This window comes from Prevotella sp. S7 MS 2, from assembly GCF_000762865.1.
Lineage (GTDB): Bacteria > Bacteroidota > Bacteroidia > Bacteroidales > Bacteroidaceae > Prevotella.
Map to the genome: position 1 here is coordinate 1 of NZ_JRPT01000010.1, position 18,453 is coordinate 18,453.

An 18,453-nucleotide genomic window follows, 5' to 3' on the forward strand; every position below is an offset into this window, starting at 1 on the left:
CTTTATTACGGCTTCAATACCTTCTTACCATTGATGATATAGACACCACGCTTCGTGGGTTTTACAACCCTACTGCCGTTGATGTGGTAATACACATCTGCTTTCTTATTACCACCTTGTATCGTTGTAATACTTGTTGCCACTTTTTTGCCAACGAATTTAGTATGTACATCTTTCCCCTGTGAAATCTTTAAGCCCACAGTCAATTCGTCTCCTTTTACCCCATTCGTCTCTCCTTCGAGCGATAAAGTTAGGTTTGCATCAAGTTTCTGTCCTCTTCTTGTAACTGTCGTATAGCAAGGAACTCCTTCCAACTTACCAAAAACGAAACCACTTGCACTTTGAGTAACTGGAACTTTATCAAGTGTAATATCCCCATAGGGACTTCCTCCTACTTCATAGCTCTTGAGTACCAACTTGATAGTACCCTCACTCGCACCCTTAGAAATAACGTAATTCACCTTCTTTGGCAATGGAGAAACGTCTAGTTCTATCTTTCCAGTATACTCTCCAAAAATAGGTGACACATCAATTTGGGCACTGCAAATCAATGAAATGTAGAATGCCAGCGCACAAAGTAAAGTTCTTTTCATACTGAATTTGAGTTAGTTAATAGCGCAAAGATGCAGAAAAAGAAATCAATCAAATATTTTTTAGGACAAAATATTATGACATACAAGTTTAACAACTTATCATTCCTAGCTCATAACTCCTCACTTTTCATTCCTAACTCAAAACTCATAGCCTCAAGAACTCACAAACTCAAATAACTGCAACGAGCATTCAGCATTGCTGCATGGACTTCCCAAGAACGCTGAAAAGGCTAGGCAGCAAGATTGTCAAGCCGCTGCAGCAGTTTTAGTTTATGAGTTTTGAGGTTTATAAGCCTATGAATTGCGTTGCAAATTTGTAAGTTTATAAATTCATGGATTATGAAACCATGGAATAAAAGTATTATATCGGCAATAAACACGGGCTATATGAAGAAGAGAAAAAATCCTCATCGCAAGACGATACGTATGGAAAAATGGCGAGATTACACATTTTTCATATGAATAACGTGGGATTTCGCCACTTTTTGGTACTTATACTTGTTTTTAACATAATTCCATATTGTTTCATATCTTCGCATATCTTACAATAAAATAGATAGACTAGTGAACTATTTCTAGTATGCCAAGCTGCCAAAAAGAGGTGATTCCAGAACTTTTTTGTATCTTTGCGAATATGAAGAAGATACTGTTTATCTGTCTCGGCAACATTTGTCGAAGCCCCGCAGCCGATGGAGTGATGACTCATTTGGTGAAAGAAGCGAAACGTGAGAAAGATATTTTGATTGACTCTGCCGGCATTGGCGACTGGCATATTGGGCAACTGCCCGACGCTCGCATGCGCCAGACCGGTATGAAACGAGGCTATCAATTCGACCACAAAGCACGCCAATTCCAAACATCCGACTTCTCTCGGTTCGACCATATCTATGTGATGGACAACGAGAACTATCGTATCATCACCCAAATGGCACGCACCGATGCTGATAAGAATAAGGTAGAGATGTTGGCCGACTGCCTACGTGAGCATCAATCCGCCACTATTCCCGATCCTTATTATGGGACAATGGACGACTTCGATTATGCACTCGACTTAATAGAAGATGCTTGCTCACATCTACTAGAAGAATTATAAGCAACGATTTGTCTAATAGTTTAAAAACCAGTGCTTTCAGGTTAAAAGAATCTAAAAGCCACCGATGTTTCCCCCACATTGCAAGAGTAAGTAATATATTTGTACACTATAAACAACTAAAACTTAGATAGATTATGAAAAAGAACGGATTAATACTTATGATGTTTGCTGCCGGACTGTTGGTAACTAGCTGTGCCAGCAAAAAGGAATTGCTAAATTGTCAGAACGAGAATCGCGAACTTACAACCAATTATCAGAATACAAAGGAACAATTGGCAGCTGCAAATGCACGCGTCAGTACATTGCAAGACCAACTAAACCAACAACGTAAAGCGAATGCCGACCTGCAATCATCACTCGACAAAAGTTTGACCAATGCCAACTCTAACAATATCAACATCTCAAAATTGGTAGACCAAATCAACGAAAGTAATCAATACATCCGTCACTTGGTAGAGGTGAAGAGCAAGAGCGACTCGTTGAACATGGTGTTGACCAACAATTTGACTCGCTCACTGAGCAAGGAAGAGCTGAAAGAGGTTGACGTACAGGTACTGAAAGGTGTGGTATACATCTCTTTGGCCGACAACATGCTCTACAAGAGTGGTAGCTACGAAATCAACGACCGCGCTGCTGAGACACTCAGTAAGATTGCTAAAATCATCATGGACTACAAGGATTACGACGTATTGATTGAGGGTAACACCGACAATGTGCCTGTAAATACCGATTCTCCACAGATGAAAAACATCCGCAACAACTGGGACTTGAGTGCCTTGCGCGCCTCTTCGGTGGTGCAATATCTGCAAAACCACTACGGAGTTCAGCCTAAGCGTCTCACCGCTGGTGGCCGTGGCGAATACAATCCTGTGGCAAGTAACGATACAGAGTTGGGCAAACAGCGCAATCGTCGCACCCAGATTATCATCACTCCGAAGCTCGATCAATTCATGGACTTGATTGATAAGGCACCGGAGAAAGAGTAACAAGGAGAGTAAAAAAGAGTGCTTGGTAGAAGCAATAACACTAAGAATAATCTAAAATAGCCTAAGAAGCTACCCATTCATAGCCGGAGACTGTCGAGCAAAAGCAAAGATGGTCTCCGGTTTTGCGTATGAATAAAGAGTCATTCCACCAAATATTTTACGAAATTCCATCACGCCCAAGATTTTTTCTATAACTTTGCGTTCGGTAAGCACAGTGAGGTTTGCCCCTCATTGATTGTACCATACAAGTCGATATACAACTAATATTTTACCGACTATCCATTTGTCAAACACCTATCAATTATAGAACTAACACCTAGTCATGAAAAAACTGTTACTTTCCATCTCACTGTTGCTGGCCTCAGCCGGTACACTATCGGCCTCAACCCAAGTCAACACAGACGTAAAAACGGTCACGCTGCTTAATCCTACGACTGCCGAAATCATCTATACCAGTGGCGAGCGAATGACCGTAGACTTTTATTCCGATAACATTTTCCGCCTGTTTCAAGACAATCACGGTGGGATTCTCCGTGCACCGGAAGCCAACCCACCTGCTCAAATACTCGTGTCGAACGCACGAAAGAATATCAAGCCTCTCAGCATTGCGACCCAAAACGATGCATTCACCATCTCTACCAATCGTGTAAGTGTCCGTGTTGACAAGCAGACCGGCTTACTTAAAGTAACCGACTTGGCTAAAAACAACATTGTTATGGAACAAGCTGCACCCGTAGACTTCAAACATAGCAAGTACATCATGACATTGAAAGGAAAGCCCAACGAATATTTCTACGGCGGTGGTGTGCAGAATGGACGTTTCTCTCATCGTGGGCAGCAGATTGAAATCGTCAATACCAACAGTTGGACAGACGGTGGCGTGGCTTCACCTGCCCCTTTCTATTGGTCGACAGGTGGCTACGGCGTGATGTGCTACACCTTTGCTCCGGGACTATATGATTTCGGTTCAAAAAAGAAAGATGAGGTCTCCATATCGCACGATGCCAATTATCTCGATCTATTCGTGATGGTAGACGACAAACCCACAGCCCTTTTAGACGATTATTACCAACTTACGGGCTACCCGGTGTTGCTCCCTAAGTTCGCATTCTACGAAGGGCACCTCAATGCCTACAATCGCGACTTCTGGAAAGAGACCACCGATAAGAAGAAAGGTATCCTCTTTGAAGATGGGAAATACTATACCGAGAGCCAAAAAGACAATGGAGGCATCAAAGAAAGTCTGAATGGTGAGCTGAACAACTACCAATTCTCGGCTCGCGCAGTGATAGACCGCTACAAGAAATATGATATGCCCTTAGGATGGATTCTACCCAATGACGGGTACGGTGCAGGCTACGGACAGACAGAAACACTTGATGGTAACATCGCCAACTTACGCCAATTTGGAGACTATGCACGCAAAAATGGCGTCGAGATAGGCCTTTGGACACAGTCGCAATTGCATCCCGACCCGAAAGTAAGCGCTCTCTTGCAGCGCGACATCGTCAAAGAGGTGCGCGATGCAGGCGTTCGCGTGCTCAAGACCGATGTTGCTTGGGTGGGCGACGGCTATTCGTTCGGTCTTAACGGTGTCACCGATGTGGGGCAGATTATGCCTTACTATGGCAACAATGCACGTCCGTTCATCATCACACTCGACGGTTGGGCCGGCACACAACGCTATGCCGGAGTGTGGTCGGGCGACCAAACAGGTGGTAAATGGGAGTATATACGCTTCCATATTCCCACTTATATCGGTGCAGGATTGTCGGGTATGCCCAACATTACCTCCGATATGGACGGTATCTTTGGTGGTAAAGACTTAGCCGTCAACGTACGCGATTTCCAATGGAAGACCTTTACACCCATGCAGTTGAACATGGATGGATGGGGCTCTAACCCCAAATATCCGCAAGCATTGGGCGATACAGCCATAGCGCTCAACCGCTATTACCTGAAGTTGAAGTCGGCATTACTCCCCTATACCTACACCATCAGTCATGAAGCAGTAACAGGTAAGCCCATCATGCGTGCCATGTTCCTCGACGACGAAAATGCTTTCACGCTCGGAAGCATGACACAATATCAATATATGTATGGACCATCGCTGCTCGTAGCACCTATCTACCAAGCTACCAAAGCCGACAAAGAGGGCACCGACATGCGCAATGGTATCTATCTTCCAAAGGGTAAATGGATAGATTACTTCACCGGTGATGTGTACGAGGGAGGAAAATTGCTTAACAACTTCGATGCACCACTATGGAAGTTACCTGTGTTTGTGAAGGCAGGAGCCATCATCCCCATGACAATGACAAGCAATAACCCCTCGGAGATAGACAAGCAGTTGCGCATAATAAGCCTCTATCCCGAAGGCAAGACATCGTTTACTCTATACGATGACGACGGAACGACCGAGGCATATAGGCACGGCGAAGGTGCCACCACACTCATAGAATCGCAACTTTCGGGCAAGGGAGAACTAAAAGTAACGGTGAATCCCACCAAAGGAGAGTTCAAAGGGCAACAAAAAGACAAACAAACCATCTTCGTAGTAAATCTGACAGCGGAACCAAAAGCCGTCAAAGCATTCATCGGCAAGGATGGGAAGCAGACTGTGAAGTTGCAAGCCGTGCATTCAAAAGCCGATTTCGACGCAGCCAAGAATGCTTATTGGATGAACGAGGCTCCCACCTTAGCAGATTTCGGATTGAAAGACGACGCGCTTGCTAAGCACACCAAAGGGCGCAATCCACAGATGTGGGTGAAGATAGAAAGCGTGAATACGGCCGACAATACCGTAGCATTGCTCATGAAAGGCTACACCTATGATCGCCCCAACCTACTCGCTCAAAAGACCGGAGCATTGCAAGCACCGGTCGATGTTGCCGTAACAGAGGCTAACACAACAGCCTATACGCTGACACCGACATGGAAAGCAGTGCCTAATGCCGACTACTATGAAGTGGAATACGATGGTATGACCTACTCTACCATCCGTGAACCGCAATTGCTTTTCAGCGATTTGAAGCCACTCACCCAATATAACTTCAAGGTAAGAGCGGTGAACAAAGACGGTGTATCAGACTGGACTACCTTCCAAGCAACAACAAAATCCAACCCGTTGGAGTTTGCTATCCATGGACTGACAGGTAAGACATCAAGCGGAACATCGGCTGAAGACCACGAGGTTTCACGTCTTTTCGACTTCTCAGACAAGGGCGATATCTGGTTTGATTACATGGATAAGAACGGCAAACCGTTTGAACTGGTCATCGACCTACATAGTACCAACACCCTCGACAAGCTACAGTATCTGCCCCGCGACGGTGGTATCTCTGGCCGATTCCTCAAGGGAAATGTATCGGTAAGTGCCGATGAGAAGACATGGAGCGAACCAATTGCATTCAATTGGGCTAATGATGAGAAAACCAAAGAAATAGTTTTTGCCAACAATCCGGAAGTACGCTATGTGAAATTCGTCATCAACGAGGCTGTAAACAAATACCTGTCCGGCCGTGAAATCTACGTATTCAAGGTCCCGGGAACCAAAACCTATATCCCCGGAGACTTAAACCAAGATGGCAAGATAGACAGCAACGACCTCACATCTTACCTCAACTACACTGGATTACGCAAGGGAGACTCCGACTTCGAAGGCTACATCAGCAAGGGAGACCTAAACAGTAACGGTCTCATCGATGCGCAAGACATATCCGAAGTAGCTACCAAACTTGACGGCGGAGCCCGCGCAAGCAGTGAAAAGGTGGACGGAAGCGTATCCATAGCGTTCGACAAAGCCACCTATAGTACCGATGATGATGTGAAAATCGTGGTATCGGGTAAGGATTTGAAGGCTGTGAATGCCATCGGGCTGAACTTCCCTTACAACGAAGCCGAGCTGAAGTTTATGAAGATAGAGCCGTTGGCAGTCAAGAATATGATGAACATGACCAATGACAGACTGCATAAGAATGGCGAGAAAGTGCTCTACCCCACCTTCGTCAACATTGGAGACCAAGCCATTTTGAGCGGTAGTCAGGAGCTGTTCGTCATCCACTTCAAGGCTTTACGCAACATAAAACCAATGACAACCAAAGTTGGTGGCATGCTTGTCTCAACATCGTTGGACTGCAAGCCATTTGAAATCAAGAAATAATAGCAACGTCGCAAGTATCATTTGAGGAATACAAAGGAAAGAAAATTGATTTTCCTTTGTATTCCTCTTATTTTCAACTATCTTTGCAACTAGAATAAATCACCTATATATAATATACTGATAGTATGATTCTTTTTTTCAGAACTCCTTCTAAGAGTGTAATCGCCACAGAGATAGACCACCAACCTTCTCAAGGCGAAGTAGATGCACTGTGCTGGCTCTATGGCGATGCCAGTTTGGTAGAAACCCAACATTTGGACGGTTTCTTTGTCGGACCGCGCCGTGAAATGATTACCCCTTGGAGTACGAATGCCGTTGAGATTACCCAGAATATGAGTCTTAACGGCATTTCGCGTATTGAGGAATACTTCCCTGTAGATACAGAAGAGGCCGAACACGACCCTATGTTGCAGCGCATGTACAAGGGAATCGGGCAGGATGTGTTCACTGTGAGCCATCAACCGGAGCCTATCAAGCGAGTAGAAGACCTCGAAGCATTCAACGAAAGCGAAGGTCTGGCGCTCTCAAAAGAGGAGATGGAATATCTACACACGATTGAGAAGCAGAATGGACGTCCTCTTACAGACTCTGAAATATTCGGTTTTGCACAGATAAATTCCGAGCATTGCCGTCATAAGATATTCGGTGGAACTTTCATTATCGACGGGAAAGAGATGGAATCGTCGCTCTTTGCCATGATTAAGAAGACCACGCAGGAAAATCCGAACAAGATTCTATCAGCTTATAAAGATAATGTAGCCTTCTCACAAGGCCCTACCATTGAGCAGTTTGCACCTGCCGACCAGTCTACAAGCGACTATTTCCGCGTATCGGATATAGAGAGTGTCATCTCATTAAAGGCCGAAACACACAACTTCCCCACCACAGTAGAACCTTTCAACGGTGCTGCTACAGGTACCGGAGGAGAAATTCGAGACCGTATGGGAGGCGGTACCGGCTCATGGCCTATTGCAGGAACAGCCGTCTACATGACTGCTTATCCACGCTTGAAGGACGACAATGGACAAGCTGAAGTGCAACGCGACTGGGAAGATATACTCCCTGTTAGACAGTGGTTGTACCAGACTCCAGAGCAAATCTTGATTAAAGCGAGTAACGGAGCAAGCGATTTTGGTAATAAATTCGGTCAACCTTTGATTACCGGATCGCTCTTAACGTTCGAGCATCAAGAGAATAATGAGAAGTATGCATACGATAAAGTGATTATGTTGGCAGGCGGTGTGGGCTACGGAAAGAAGCGCGACTGTCTGAAGAGAGAGCCACAACCGGGCAACAAGGTAGTTGTGGTTGGTGGCGATAACTACCGTATCGGGCTCGGTGGAGGCTCGGTATCGTCGGTTGACACCGGCCGTTACAGCAATGGTATTGAGCTGAATGCCGTGCAGCGTGCGAACCCGGAGATGCAGAAACGTGCCTATAATCTAGTGCGTGCATTGGTAGAAGAAGATACCAACCCAGTGGTTAGTATCCACGACCACGGCTCTGCCGGTCACTTAAACTGCTTATCTGAGCTTGTAGAAGAGTGCGGTGGAGAGATTGATATGACCAAACTTCCCATCGGAGACAAGACACTGAGTGCAAAGGAAATCATTGCCAATGAGAGCCAAGAGCGCATGGGATTGCTCATCGACGAGGCTCATTTGGAACACGTACAGAAGATTGCTGAGCGCGAACGTGCACCGATGTACGTTGTCGGAGAGACCACCGGCGATGCTCACTTCTCCTTCAAACAGGGCGACGGAGTAAAGCCTTTCGACCTCGATGTGGCTCAAATGTTCGGTCATTCACCCAAGACTATCATGAAAGATAGCACCAAGGAGCGCCACTACAGCAACGTAGAATATGATAAAGCAGACCACATCGACGACTATCTGAACCGTGTACTACAGCTAGAAGCCGTTGCTTGCAAGGACTGGTTGACCAATAAGGTAGACCGTTCGGTCACAGGAAAGATTGCACGACAGCAATGTCAAGGTCAAATACAATTACCTTTGTCCGATTGTGGAGTCGTAGCGCTCGACTATCGTGGCCAAAAAGGTATCGCAACCGCATTGGGACACGCCCCTCAAGCAGGCTTGGCCAATCCCGAAGCAGGCAGTATATTGGCCGTGGCTGAATCGCTTACCAACATTGTTTGGGCACCATTAGCCGATGGAATGGATAGTTTGAGCCTGTCAGCTAACTGGATGTGGCCTTGTCGTTCGCAAGAAGGAGAAGACGCGCGACTCTATTCTGCCGTGAAAGCATTAAGCAATTTCTGCTGCGAACTGCATATTAATGTACCTACCGGGAAGGATTCCCTCTCGCTAACACAGCAATATCCCAACGGCGAAAAGATTATCTCACCGGGTACTGTCATCGTTTCCAGTGGCGGAGAAGTCAGCGATATACGCAAAGTGGTAAGTCCTGTGCTGGTTAACGACAAGAATTCAAGCCTCTATCACGTCGACTTCAGCTTCGACGAACAACGACTTGGTGGTAGCGCCTTTGCTCAAAGCCTCAACAAGATAGGCGATGATGTGCCCACAGTCAAAAACACTGAGTACTTCACCGACTGCTTCAATGCCATCCAAGAACTCATTCGTCGTGGCTGGATTATGGCAGGTCACGACATCTCTGCAGGTGGTTTGATTACTACTTTGCTTGAAATGACATTCGCAAATACCCATGGTGGTATGCGTATCAACCTCTATAATCTAGGCGGTGACGACGTAGTGAAGAACTTGTTTGCCGAGAATCCCGGTGTCGTGATTCAGGTTTCAGACGAGCATAAAGCCGACTTCATGGCCTTTATGGACGACATGGGCGTGGCATTTGCGAAGATTGGATACCCCACACCCAACGAACGTACACTTGTAGTGAAGAAGAATGAGTGGGAACATACATTCGATATAGATGCCCTACGCGACACTTGGTACAAGACATCTTACCTCCTCGACCGCAAACAAAGCATGAACGGAATGGCTAAGAAACGCTATACCAACTACAAGAAACAGCCTGTTGAGGTGCGATTCCCGGCCAACTTCCAAGGCACATTGGCTCAATACGGCCTCAATGCTGACCGCCGTAAGCCGTCAGGAATCAAAGCAGCTATCATCCGAGAAAAAGGAACGAACGGCGAACGCGAGATGGCTTATTCGATGTACTTGGCCGGTTTTGATGTTAAGGACGTAATGATGACCGACCTCATCAGCGGTCGCGAGACCCTCGAAGACATCAACTTGATAGTCTTCTGTGGCGGTTTCTCCAACTCCGATGTACTCGGTAGCGCCAAGGGATGGGCCGGCGCGTTCCTCTACAACCCCAAAGCTAAAGAGGCACTCGACAAGTTCTATGCTCGCAAAGACACCCTTTCACTAGGTATCTGTAACGGTTGCCAACTCATGGTCGAACTCAATCTTATCAATCCTGAGCACGAACACCGCTCACATCTTTGCCATAATACGTCGAAGAAGTTTGAAAGTTCATTCCTCGGTTTGACCATTCCACAGAACGAGAGTGTCATGTTCGGTTCGCTCAGCGGTTCTAAACTGGGTCTGTGGGTGGCTCACGGAGAAGGTCGTTTCTATCTGCCTGAACCCGAAGACCACTACAATATCATTGCCAAATACAACTATGCAGAGTATCCGGGCAACCCCAATGGCTCCGATTACAACGTAGCTGGTATCTGTAGCAACGATGGTCGCCATCTCGCAATGATGCCTCATTTGGAGCGAGCTATCTTCCCTTGGCAGAACGCTTGGTATCCTGAAGACCGCAAAAACGACGAAGTGACTCCATGGATTGAAGCATTCGTTAATGCGAGAAAATGGATAGAACAAGCCTAACAGCTTCTTCCTGTCCCCCTCCATAGAGGAGAGAGGATGCCAAACATTTACAAATGATCATGAAATAAACAAACCCTTACCTTTCAAAGTTTCCCTCCCCCTCCACAGGGAGGGAAGGGGTGGGGCTTTCATCTGATGTATACAACACTATTCAAGACATTTTTCAAGATTGGACTCGTCACCTTTGGCGGTGGCTATGCCATGATTCCGATGATTGAAGCCGACGTCGTCGACAGACACAAATGGGTGAACAAGGAAGAGTTTCTCGACTTGATAGCCATTGCACAGAGTTGTCCCGGCGTCTTCGCTATCAACATCAGCATCTTCATCGGCTACAAATTGCGCAAGACCAGAGGAGCTATCTGTACCGCATTCGGGACAGCTCTCCCCTCTTTCTTGATTATCTTGCTCATCGCGATGTTCTTCCATCAATTCCAAGATAATCCTGTCATCGCCGCCATGTTTGCCGGAATCCGTCCTGCAGTCGTTGCCTTGATAGCGGTACCCACTTTCAATTTGGCCAAGAGTACGCATATTACGCTCACCAATTGTTGGATTCCAATTCTCGGCGCATTGGCCATTTGGCTGCTCAACGTGAACCCTATCTACATTATCATAGCCGCCGGACTGGGCGGATATATCTATGGTAAATTCCTTAAAACCACTGAATAAATGATTTTCCTATTCCTTTTCATCACGTTTTTCGAGATAGGTCTCTTTGGATTCGGTGGCGGTTATGCCATGATTTCACTCATCCAAGGACAAGTAGTAACCAAATGGCACTGGATGACGATGGGCGAATTTACCAACGTGATAGCCATCAGTCAGATGACACCGGGACCGGTTGGCATCAACTCGGCTACCTATTGCGGTTACACAGCCGTACATAATGCTGGCTATGGCATGCTTATGTCTAGTCTAGGTTCGGCCACAGCCACCTTCGCCCTCGTACTTCCTTCGTTCATCATCATGCTTCTTATCAGCAAGATGTTCATGAAGTACATGCACACACCGACCGTACAAAGCGTGTTCACGGGGCTGCGTCCGGCTGTCGTAGGACTCCTTGCTGCTGCCACTCTACTGCTCATGACGCCGGAAAACTTCTATACGCCGGCCAATCCTTGGAAGTTTTGGATTTGTGTGATGCTCTTCGTAGCATCGTTTATAGGAACAAAAATCATCAAAATCAATCCCATCCACATGATTGGTTATGCCGCTTTTGCGGGATTGATGCTACTATATTAGGCTTATTAGAACAATAGATCTAATAAGCCTAATTAGTTTAATACCCAGCCTTTATCGAAATGGCATAACCGCCACCCGATACAGCCCGTAGCTTCAACAAACTCTTATGATTCACCTTTACTTTCTTAATGGTATAATCAGTAGGATTTGTTTTCCAATCAGCCTTCTTCCCATCGCAATAGATCGTAGCTTCGTATTGCTTGCCGGGAGTCAGGAAATCCAACTTCAACTTCGATTCATGGGCATGGTTCCCAGCCACACTACCTACAAACCATTCCTCACTTCCCTTCGCCTTTCGGGCCACCGTGATATACTCTCCCGGCTCGGCTTCCAAGTAACGTGAATCGTCCCAGTCCACCGCCACATCTTCTATGAACTTGAATGCATCTAAATGTTTTTCGTAATTCTCCGGTAAATCGGCCGCCATCTGTAGCGGACTGTATAGCGTTACGTACAATGCCAACTGGTTACAGATGGTTGCCATGACCCTCGCATAGTTATCCGGATTCACCTTATTCACATCCATTTCGAAGATACCGGGCGTATAATCCATCGGTCCACCTTGTAAACGAGTGAACGGAAGTATCGTCACATGCTTGAGAGTACACCCTTCCGACGCCTGAAACTCTGTTCCACGAGCCGACTCATTGCCTATCATATTCGGATAAGTACGGCATAATCCCGTCGGCCGGACAGCCTCATGGGCATTCACCATAATATGGTGTCGAGCCGCTTCCTTCACACAATAGAGGTAATGGTCTATCATCCATTGGTCGAAATGATGCCCACCATTCGGGAAGATATTACCTACATAGCCACTCTTTACTACGTCGTAACCATTGTCGTTCATAAATTGATAGGCTGCATCCAACTGCCGTTCGTAGTTCACTACACTCGAAGATGTCTCATGATGCATCATTAATTTCATGCCGCGGGCGTTGGCATAAGCTTGTAACATAGGCACGTCGAAATCCGGATACGACTTCGTAAAGCTGTAGTTATATTGCTTCTGCCACGTATCTTCCCATCCTTGGTTCCAGCCTTCGACCAGTAATTGCGAGAATCCATGCTTACTGGCAAAGTCGATATACTCCTTCACACGAACATTATTGGGTGCATGCCGCCCCGTAGGCTTTAATTTCGTATAGTCGGTCTCCCCAAGTTTGATAGCTTGATAGTCAGCATAGTTCCACGTACTCTTGCCCGTTATCATCTCCCACCACACTCCCATGTACTTCACAGGGTGAATCCACGACGTATCAGTCAATTTACATGGTTCATTCAAATTCAGTATCAAGTGAGAAGCCAAGATGTTACGTGCATCATCGCTCACCATCACCGTACGCCAAGGCGACGTTGCTGGGCAGCGCAAGTAGCCTTTTCTGCCTTTCGAGTCGGGCGTCAAACACGATTCAAAGGTCATCGTCTTATCGTCCAACACCAAGTGCATGGCCGAATAATCCACCAATGCCGCCTCGTGAATATTGATATATAACTCCTTATCAGTCTTCAATTGCAACGATGTCTGAACCGCTGTCGGACCGATAGGTGTCTGCGTTGCATTCGGTGTAATGGCTTGCTTCATGAGTCCGCGAATCTCCGAAAGCTTAGAAATATGATATTCATATTCGTCGGTATCGTAGTCGCCGGGAATCCAATAAGCCGTATGGTCGCCCGTCATGGCAAACTGCGAGTGTTCTTCTTTCACGATGATATTGTCCATTCCCTCCTGTCTGGGAAATTCATAGCGGAATCCCATGCCATCATCATACACACGGAAGCGTATCACCAGTCGCCGTTTAGTATCGGTCTGTAGCAGCGTTACGGCCATCTCATTATAGTGATTACGAATCTGTGACACCTCTCCCCACACGGGTTTCCATGTCTCATCGAAAGTAGACTGCTCTGTCTTGTCTATCATAAAATGCTCCATCAAACTAGGATAATTGATCAATTCCAAGCCTAGATACGAGGGGCGCACCACCGTTTGCCCTTTATAAGACATCTCATAACAAGGGCGACCGCCGTTTACCCCAACCTTTACCACGATATTCTTATCGGGCGAAGTAATCGTTTGAGCCACAGCCAACAATGGCAGTAGCAGCATTGCTAATACAATCTTCATTTTCATAGAATACAACTTTTTCCTTATGAGCGGATATTAATACCGTCCGCTCTTCTTGATTAACTCTTTCAAATTCTCCATGAAGTCTACATTGGCCGTGAGATCTTCTATATTCACGTGCATTCTGTAGCGCCAATAATGATGCGGATTGGCCGGAATATTAATACGTTCGGCATTGGCATCGGCCAGTCGCAACTTCTCGTCAATAGCCAGCCAGTCTTGTATTGACACCACGCAAAGCATCGACGGGCATACCAAGTGGCACTCTATAATCTCTCGTGCCAACCATCCGGGCAACGGATGCGGTGCACTTCCACCACGATAGAGCATTGTATTGTAATACAGTTGCGTGCGGTCAGCATCCTCATCCCACCACTGTCGCAACGTAGGCATGTCGTGACTGGAGATGGTACATACCGAACGGTACGGATTCCGACTTAAATAACTGAACCTAACAAAGGCCTCTTTCGGCATACTCTGTATTTCCAAACTCAATATTTTGAGTTCGTTCATCACCCAAGACACACAATCGGGCACCATACCCAAGTCTTCGGCGCACGTCATCATACGCGTAGCTTGTATCAGCCGGGGCAACTTCTTCATCGCCTCTCGATACCAAAACTGATTGTTCCGACGGTAGAAATAGTCGTCATAAATACGGTTGAATGTCATTTGATCAGCTTCATCCAATGCCTTATAAGTGTAGTCGTGTTGGACAGAGATACGTGGATGAAACAAGTCGGGATTCTTTCTGTCGCGCACAAACAGCACATCGCTGATAAGCGCATAGAGGCCTTCGCGCAATTTCTCGTCGCTCTCACCCGTCCGAGTGGCAAAGATAGCCTCCACTTTTCGCTGTGTATCGTATTCAGAGCGCATCTCGTAGACTCCTTTCTGCAACTCTTTCAAATACATCTGCTTCACTTCCGCACCTCTTTCTCCAAACAGTCGAGTAACCACCTCGTCTGTTATATAAGGTCGTAAGAACCGTTCTTCGTGGAAATGAAGGCCGTATGCCTCAATTTCTTCGCGATTCAAGCCGATGGCCGGAGCAAACTGCCCAAGCAAACCATGCACCGACTCAATGGGAATCTCCCATATTCGGAAGAATCCCAACACATGATCAATGCGATAAGCATCGAAGAATTGCTGCATATTGCTGAACCGGCGTTTCCACCAAGCACATCCGTCTTTCAACATTTCCTCCCAGTTGTAAGTGGGAAATCCCCAATTCTGTCCGTTTACGGAGAAGTCGTCGGGAGGCGCACCGGCCTGTCCGCTGAGATTGAAGTAGCGTGGTTCCATCCACACATCACAACCGTAGCGACTCACCCCGATAGGTATATCGCCCTTCAAGATAACGCCTTTGCTACGTGCATAGCCATGTACGCCAACCATCTGCGTATAGAGGATATACTGTACATAATAATAGAAAGCCACACCGGCAAATGCTTGATTGGCAGGATTGCTCAATTGTTTGCGCTCATGCTCATCCCATACGCGATGGTCGAGCCACTGCGAGAAATCACCAGTGCCATAATCGTCGCGCAATTGGCAATATCGGGCATAGGGCACAAGCCACTGTTCGGCCTCGGTAAAGAACTTCTTGAAATCGGCCGATGCCAATACCTGTGTACCCTCTTGGGCAAACAACTCTTTCAAATAAGCTGTCTTGACCTCGTTTACCTGTTCATAATCCAGCTGTGACAAACTGTTCAACTCTCTCCGTTTCTCTTCAAATGCCTTCCGAAGTTTCACACTCTTGAGCTTTGGCAACCGAGTAAAATCGGCGTATTGCGGATGGAGGGCAAACACACTGATACAGCTATAAGGATAAGAGTCGGTCCACGTGTGCGTAATAGTGGTATCGTTAATGGGCAACACCTGCAGCACACGCTGTCCTGTGGCACTCACCCAGTCTATCATTTTCTTTAAATCTCCGAAATCGCCCACACCAAAACTATCCTTAGAGCGTAGCGAGAACACGGGAACTAAGGTTCCAGCCAATCGTCGGTTGCTGATTTCAAAGAACGACTGGTTGAGCAAATAAACAGCCACATCGCCTTCTTTCATATCCGCCAACTCAATAGTACGGTTATAACCGACCTCCCACAGGGGCTCTTCAGCAACGCCCTCGGCCACGAACTTAAACTCCATGCGATTGCCTACAAGGCTGTCGGCATGCAAATCTATCGTCCACTCGTTGCGTGCATGTTCGTACATGGGCAGAGCTTTTGCCGTATTCCACGAGCCTAAGGCATCCGTCCGCCCTACCAAGGCCAACCGCTCATGGGCACGCAATTGCGGAGCTCGCACCATCACACGCACCGTTTTACTGAATGCTGTAGGCTGTTGTACGACTGTTCGACGACGATTCACACACTCCGTGAAAGCCGAACTATACAGATAAGTGTCTTCCGGCATCTCCAGCCATCGGTCGTAAATAGTGTAATTTGTCCCTTTCACGGCATTCAGTTCTAGCCGGTGAATCTCGGTCGACCACTCCTGTCGTCGACTGGCTCCCTCACAATCCACGCTATAGAAATAACTGATAACCGTGTTCTGTGCACTCTTCGCCTTCGTCATCTGGTACGTCCAATGCTGTCCATCGACCGTCGACATACGATATTGAGATACCTTTTTCTCACCGTCTTTACCTGTTACAACATCGTTGAGCAACAAATCTTCACCGAAAACGGTATGGTACTCGATATTGAATATTAACTTCATACTTCTATGGTTAGTATCTTTTCTGACTGTAAAGATAATCATTTATAAATAGGTGTACACCCTGTTGGATAGAAAAATTGAATCATCGGCATGAAATAAAAGGTACAAAAGTCCCATCTCGGCCTTCCTCGAAGAGCGAAAGAAGCTTTGCTGAGGGAACGTTAGAGACGAATAGCACTCACCCAAATCGTCCCATCTATCCGAAAGATAACCCTTTTCAATAACCATAGACCTTTGGCTAAACGGTAAAAGGCGACGCAACTTGTCCGAAGGAAAATCCTTGCCAAGAGCCGTAACCCCTCGCCCAAATAGTGAAAGACAACACTGCCTTTCAGGCAGGAAACTCATCAATTCCTACTCTTACCCTATCACTATAATAGCAAGCCACAACGTGGCTACCCTCTGTGTTAGCCGCTTGCCGGAGTGAAACAACGGCTGGCGGAGTGATAAAGATATGAGATTTGAGTGCCTTTAGGTACCCCCCGAAACGCAAAACTGCTATTGGGCGAATGCAATTCGCCCCTACTCACCACTCATAATTCATCACTTCTCACTCTAATCTCGTCTACTTATCCACTTAAAACCATCTCCCTCCCCTTTTGGGGAACCATCGGTCATCGACCGAGTAGTCGCTGTCGGCTCAGCCGGTACGACGGTAAACGAGAGAGGTAATGGCTGGGGTGGGCTGTTGCAGCAGCTTCCCAGCATCGCTGCCTCGACTTTTCAGCATTTCTGAATAGGCTATGCAGTAAAACTGCGGAGTCCTTGCAGTCTGATAGTGAACAAGGCTACGAGTGGACAAGTAGCCGAGTTGGGAGATTAGTATTTGAGTTTTGATTGAAAAAAATGAAGCATAAAGAGAGGCAGTAGAAGCATGGTAAAGATAAAACAACCCATTCCTCATTCCTCACTATTCACCCTATTAGACTCCTCATTCTTAACTTCTCACTCCTAACTTTACCATTGTGTGTCCGCGCACAATCCTTGATTTACATCAAGAAAGATATTAAAAATATGCTAAAGAACATACAAACTCTTGTTCGATTCAAAAAGCCGATGTATCTTTGCAACGTCAAAAAGACAACAGGATTAGTTTTCTAAGGTAAGAAAAGAAAGATTGTTTAGGGATTAAACAAATAGGTTTAGTTAAGGTAAAAAAAGATTGTTATAAAGGAATATACTAAATAGGTTTAGATTAGATTAGAGAAGTTATAAAGACAGTAGGTTTAGTTAAGGTAAGAAAGAAGATTGGTACTCAGGTATAACACTATTTTTAAGGTTTTTAGTTATTTAGGTTTAGGTATTTAGATTGTCAATTTAAGAAGGTTAAATTGAAGAGGTGGAGCCGAAAGGCGGCCCACCGCGTCGGAGGGGAGAAATCCTTTTCCGATTTTTTTATTCTATCTAATACCCTCATCAATCTATTTGAGTTTTTTACCAGTCAGTAAAAAAGGCCATAAAGAATTATACAATGAAAAAAAACGCCTTATTAAAGAGATTATTTCTTTCTTTTTTCAATCTTTGTACTACGAATTAGAAACCTTAATAATAGAGTTATAACAATCTATAAAGAACAAAAGCATTGTGCAAGTTGCTCCATGACCCTAAAATAATCCCCCAAAAGGAGTGAGTCTCTCAGATTTAATTTGTACCTTTGCCATGTCTATCGTC

General features: G+C 46.0%; 9 protein-coding genes. 6 read left to right on the forward strand and 3 right to left on the reverse strand.

The annotated features are described in order from the left end of the window. Window positions 1-5 precede the first annotated feature (5 nt). Window positions 6-593 (reverse strand): calycin-like domain-containing protein, encoded by a 588-nt coding sequence (locus tag HMPREF0671_RS02835; protein WP_036896614.1) that lies wholly within the window; start codon window positions 591-593, stop codon window positions 6-8. Between the two features lie 634 nt (window positions 594-1,227). Here HMPREF0671_RS02835 and HMPREF0671_RS02840 point away from each other — a divergent pair. The 6 genes from HMPREF0671_RS02840 to HMPREF0671_RS02865 all read left to right on the forward strand — a co-directional run bounded on the left by HMPREF0671_RS02840 (window position 1,228) and on the right by HMPREF0671_RS02865 (window position 11,927). Then, entirely contained in the window at window positions 1,228-1,686 is a 459-nt protein-coding gene (locus tag HMPREF0671_RS02840) for a low molecular weight protein-tyrosine-phosphatase (protein WP_036896615.1), read from the forward strand. Between the two features lie 134 nt (window positions 1,687-1,820). After that, window positions 1,821-2,672, forward strand: coding sequence for an OmpA family protein (locus HMPREF0671_RS02845; protein WP_036896616.1), 852 nt, complete (start codon window positions 1,821-1,823; stop codon window positions 2,670-2,672). Between the two features lie 322 nt (window positions 2,673-2,994). After that, window positions 2,995-6,834: a TIM-barrel domain-containing protein gene (locus HMPREF0671_RS02850; RefSeq protein ID WP_036896617.1), complete on the forward strand. Its 3,840-nt coding sequence runs from the start codon at window positions 2,995-2,997 to the stop codon at window positions 6,832-6,834. Window positions 6,835-6,959: 125 nt separating this feature from the next. After that, complete coding sequence (gene purL / locus HMPREF0671_RS02855; protein WP_036896618.1) at window positions 6,960-10,682, forward strand: phosphoribosylformylglycinamidine synthase; 3,723 nt, start codon at window positions 6,960-6,962, stop codon at window positions 10,680-10,682. Between the two features lie 135 nt (window positions 10,683-10,817). Then, window positions 10,818-11,354: a chromate transporter gene (locus HMPREF0671_RS02860; protein WP_036896619.1), complete on the forward strand. Its 537-nt coding sequence runs from the start codon at window positions 10,818-10,820 to the stop codon at window positions 11,352-11,354. Beyond that, window positions 11,355-11,927, forward strand: coding sequence for a chromate transporter (locus tag HMPREF0671_RS02865; RefSeq protein ID WP_036896620.1), 573 nt, complete (start codon window positions 11,355-11,357; stop codon window positions 11,925-11,927). 37 nt (window positions 11,928-11,964) lie between these two features. Here HMPREF0671_RS02865 and HMPREF0671_RS02870 read toward each other — a convergent pair whose 3' ends face one another. Together HMPREF0671_RS02870 and HMPREF0671_RS02875 are read right to left on the reverse strand one after the other, a co-directional pair. Further along, window positions 11,965-14,058: a glycoside hydrolase family 97 protein gene (locus HMPREF0671_RS02870; RefSeq protein ID WP_036896621.1), complete on the reverse strand. Its 2,094-nt coding sequence runs from the start codon at window positions 14,056-14,058 to the stop codon at window positions 11,965-11,967. A gap of 30 nt (window positions 14,059-14,088) precedes the next feature. Next, the gene (locus HMPREF0671_RS02875; RefSeq protein ID WP_036896622.1) at window positions 14,089-16,782 is read right to left on the reverse strand and encodes a 4-alpha-glucanotransferase; all 2,694 of its coding nucleotides are present in this window, start codon (window positions 16,780-16,782) and stop codon (window positions 14,089-14,091) included. Window positions 16,783-18,453 lie beyond the last annotated feature (1,671 nt).

Bases quoted from the DNA above. Each gene is read 5' to 3' on its own strand.
- HMPREF0671_RS02850 (WP_036896617.1), top strand. From the start codon at position 2,995: ATGAAAAAACTGTTACTTTCCATCTCACTGTTGCTGGCCTCAGCCGGT.
- HMPREF0671_RS02840 (WP_036896615.1), top strand. From the start codon at position 1,228: ATGAAGAAGATACTGTTTATCTGTCTCGGCAACATTTGTCGAAGCCCC.
- HMPREF0671_RS02865 (WP_036896620.1), top strand. From the start codon at position 11,355: ATGATTTTCCTATTCCTTTTCATCACGTTTTTCGAGATAGGTCTCTTT.
- HMPREF0671_RS02860 (WP_036896619.1), top strand. From the start codon at position 10,818: ATGTATACAACACTATTCAAGACATTTTTCAAGATTGGACTCGTCACC.
- HMPREF0671_RS02875 (WP_036896622.1), bottom strand. From the start codon at position 16,782: ATGAAGTTAATATTCAATATCGAGTACCATACCGTTTTCGGTGAAGAT.
- HMPREF0671_RS02870 (WP_036896621.1), bottom strand. From the start codon at position 14,058: ATGAAAATGAAGATTGTATTAGCAATGCTGCTACTGCCATTGTTGGCT.
- HMPREF0671_RS02835 (WP_036896614.1), bottom strand. From the start codon at position 593: ATGAAAAGAACTTTACTTTGTGCGCTGGCATTCTACATTTCATTGATT.
- HMPREF0671_RS02845 (WP_036896616.1), top strand. From the start codon at position 1,821: ATGAAAAAGAACGGATTAATACTTATGATGTTTGCTGCCGGACTGTTG.
- purL (WP_036896618.1), top strand. From the start codon at position 6,960: ATGATTCTTTTTTTCAGAACTCCTTCTAAGAGTGTAATCGCCACAGAG.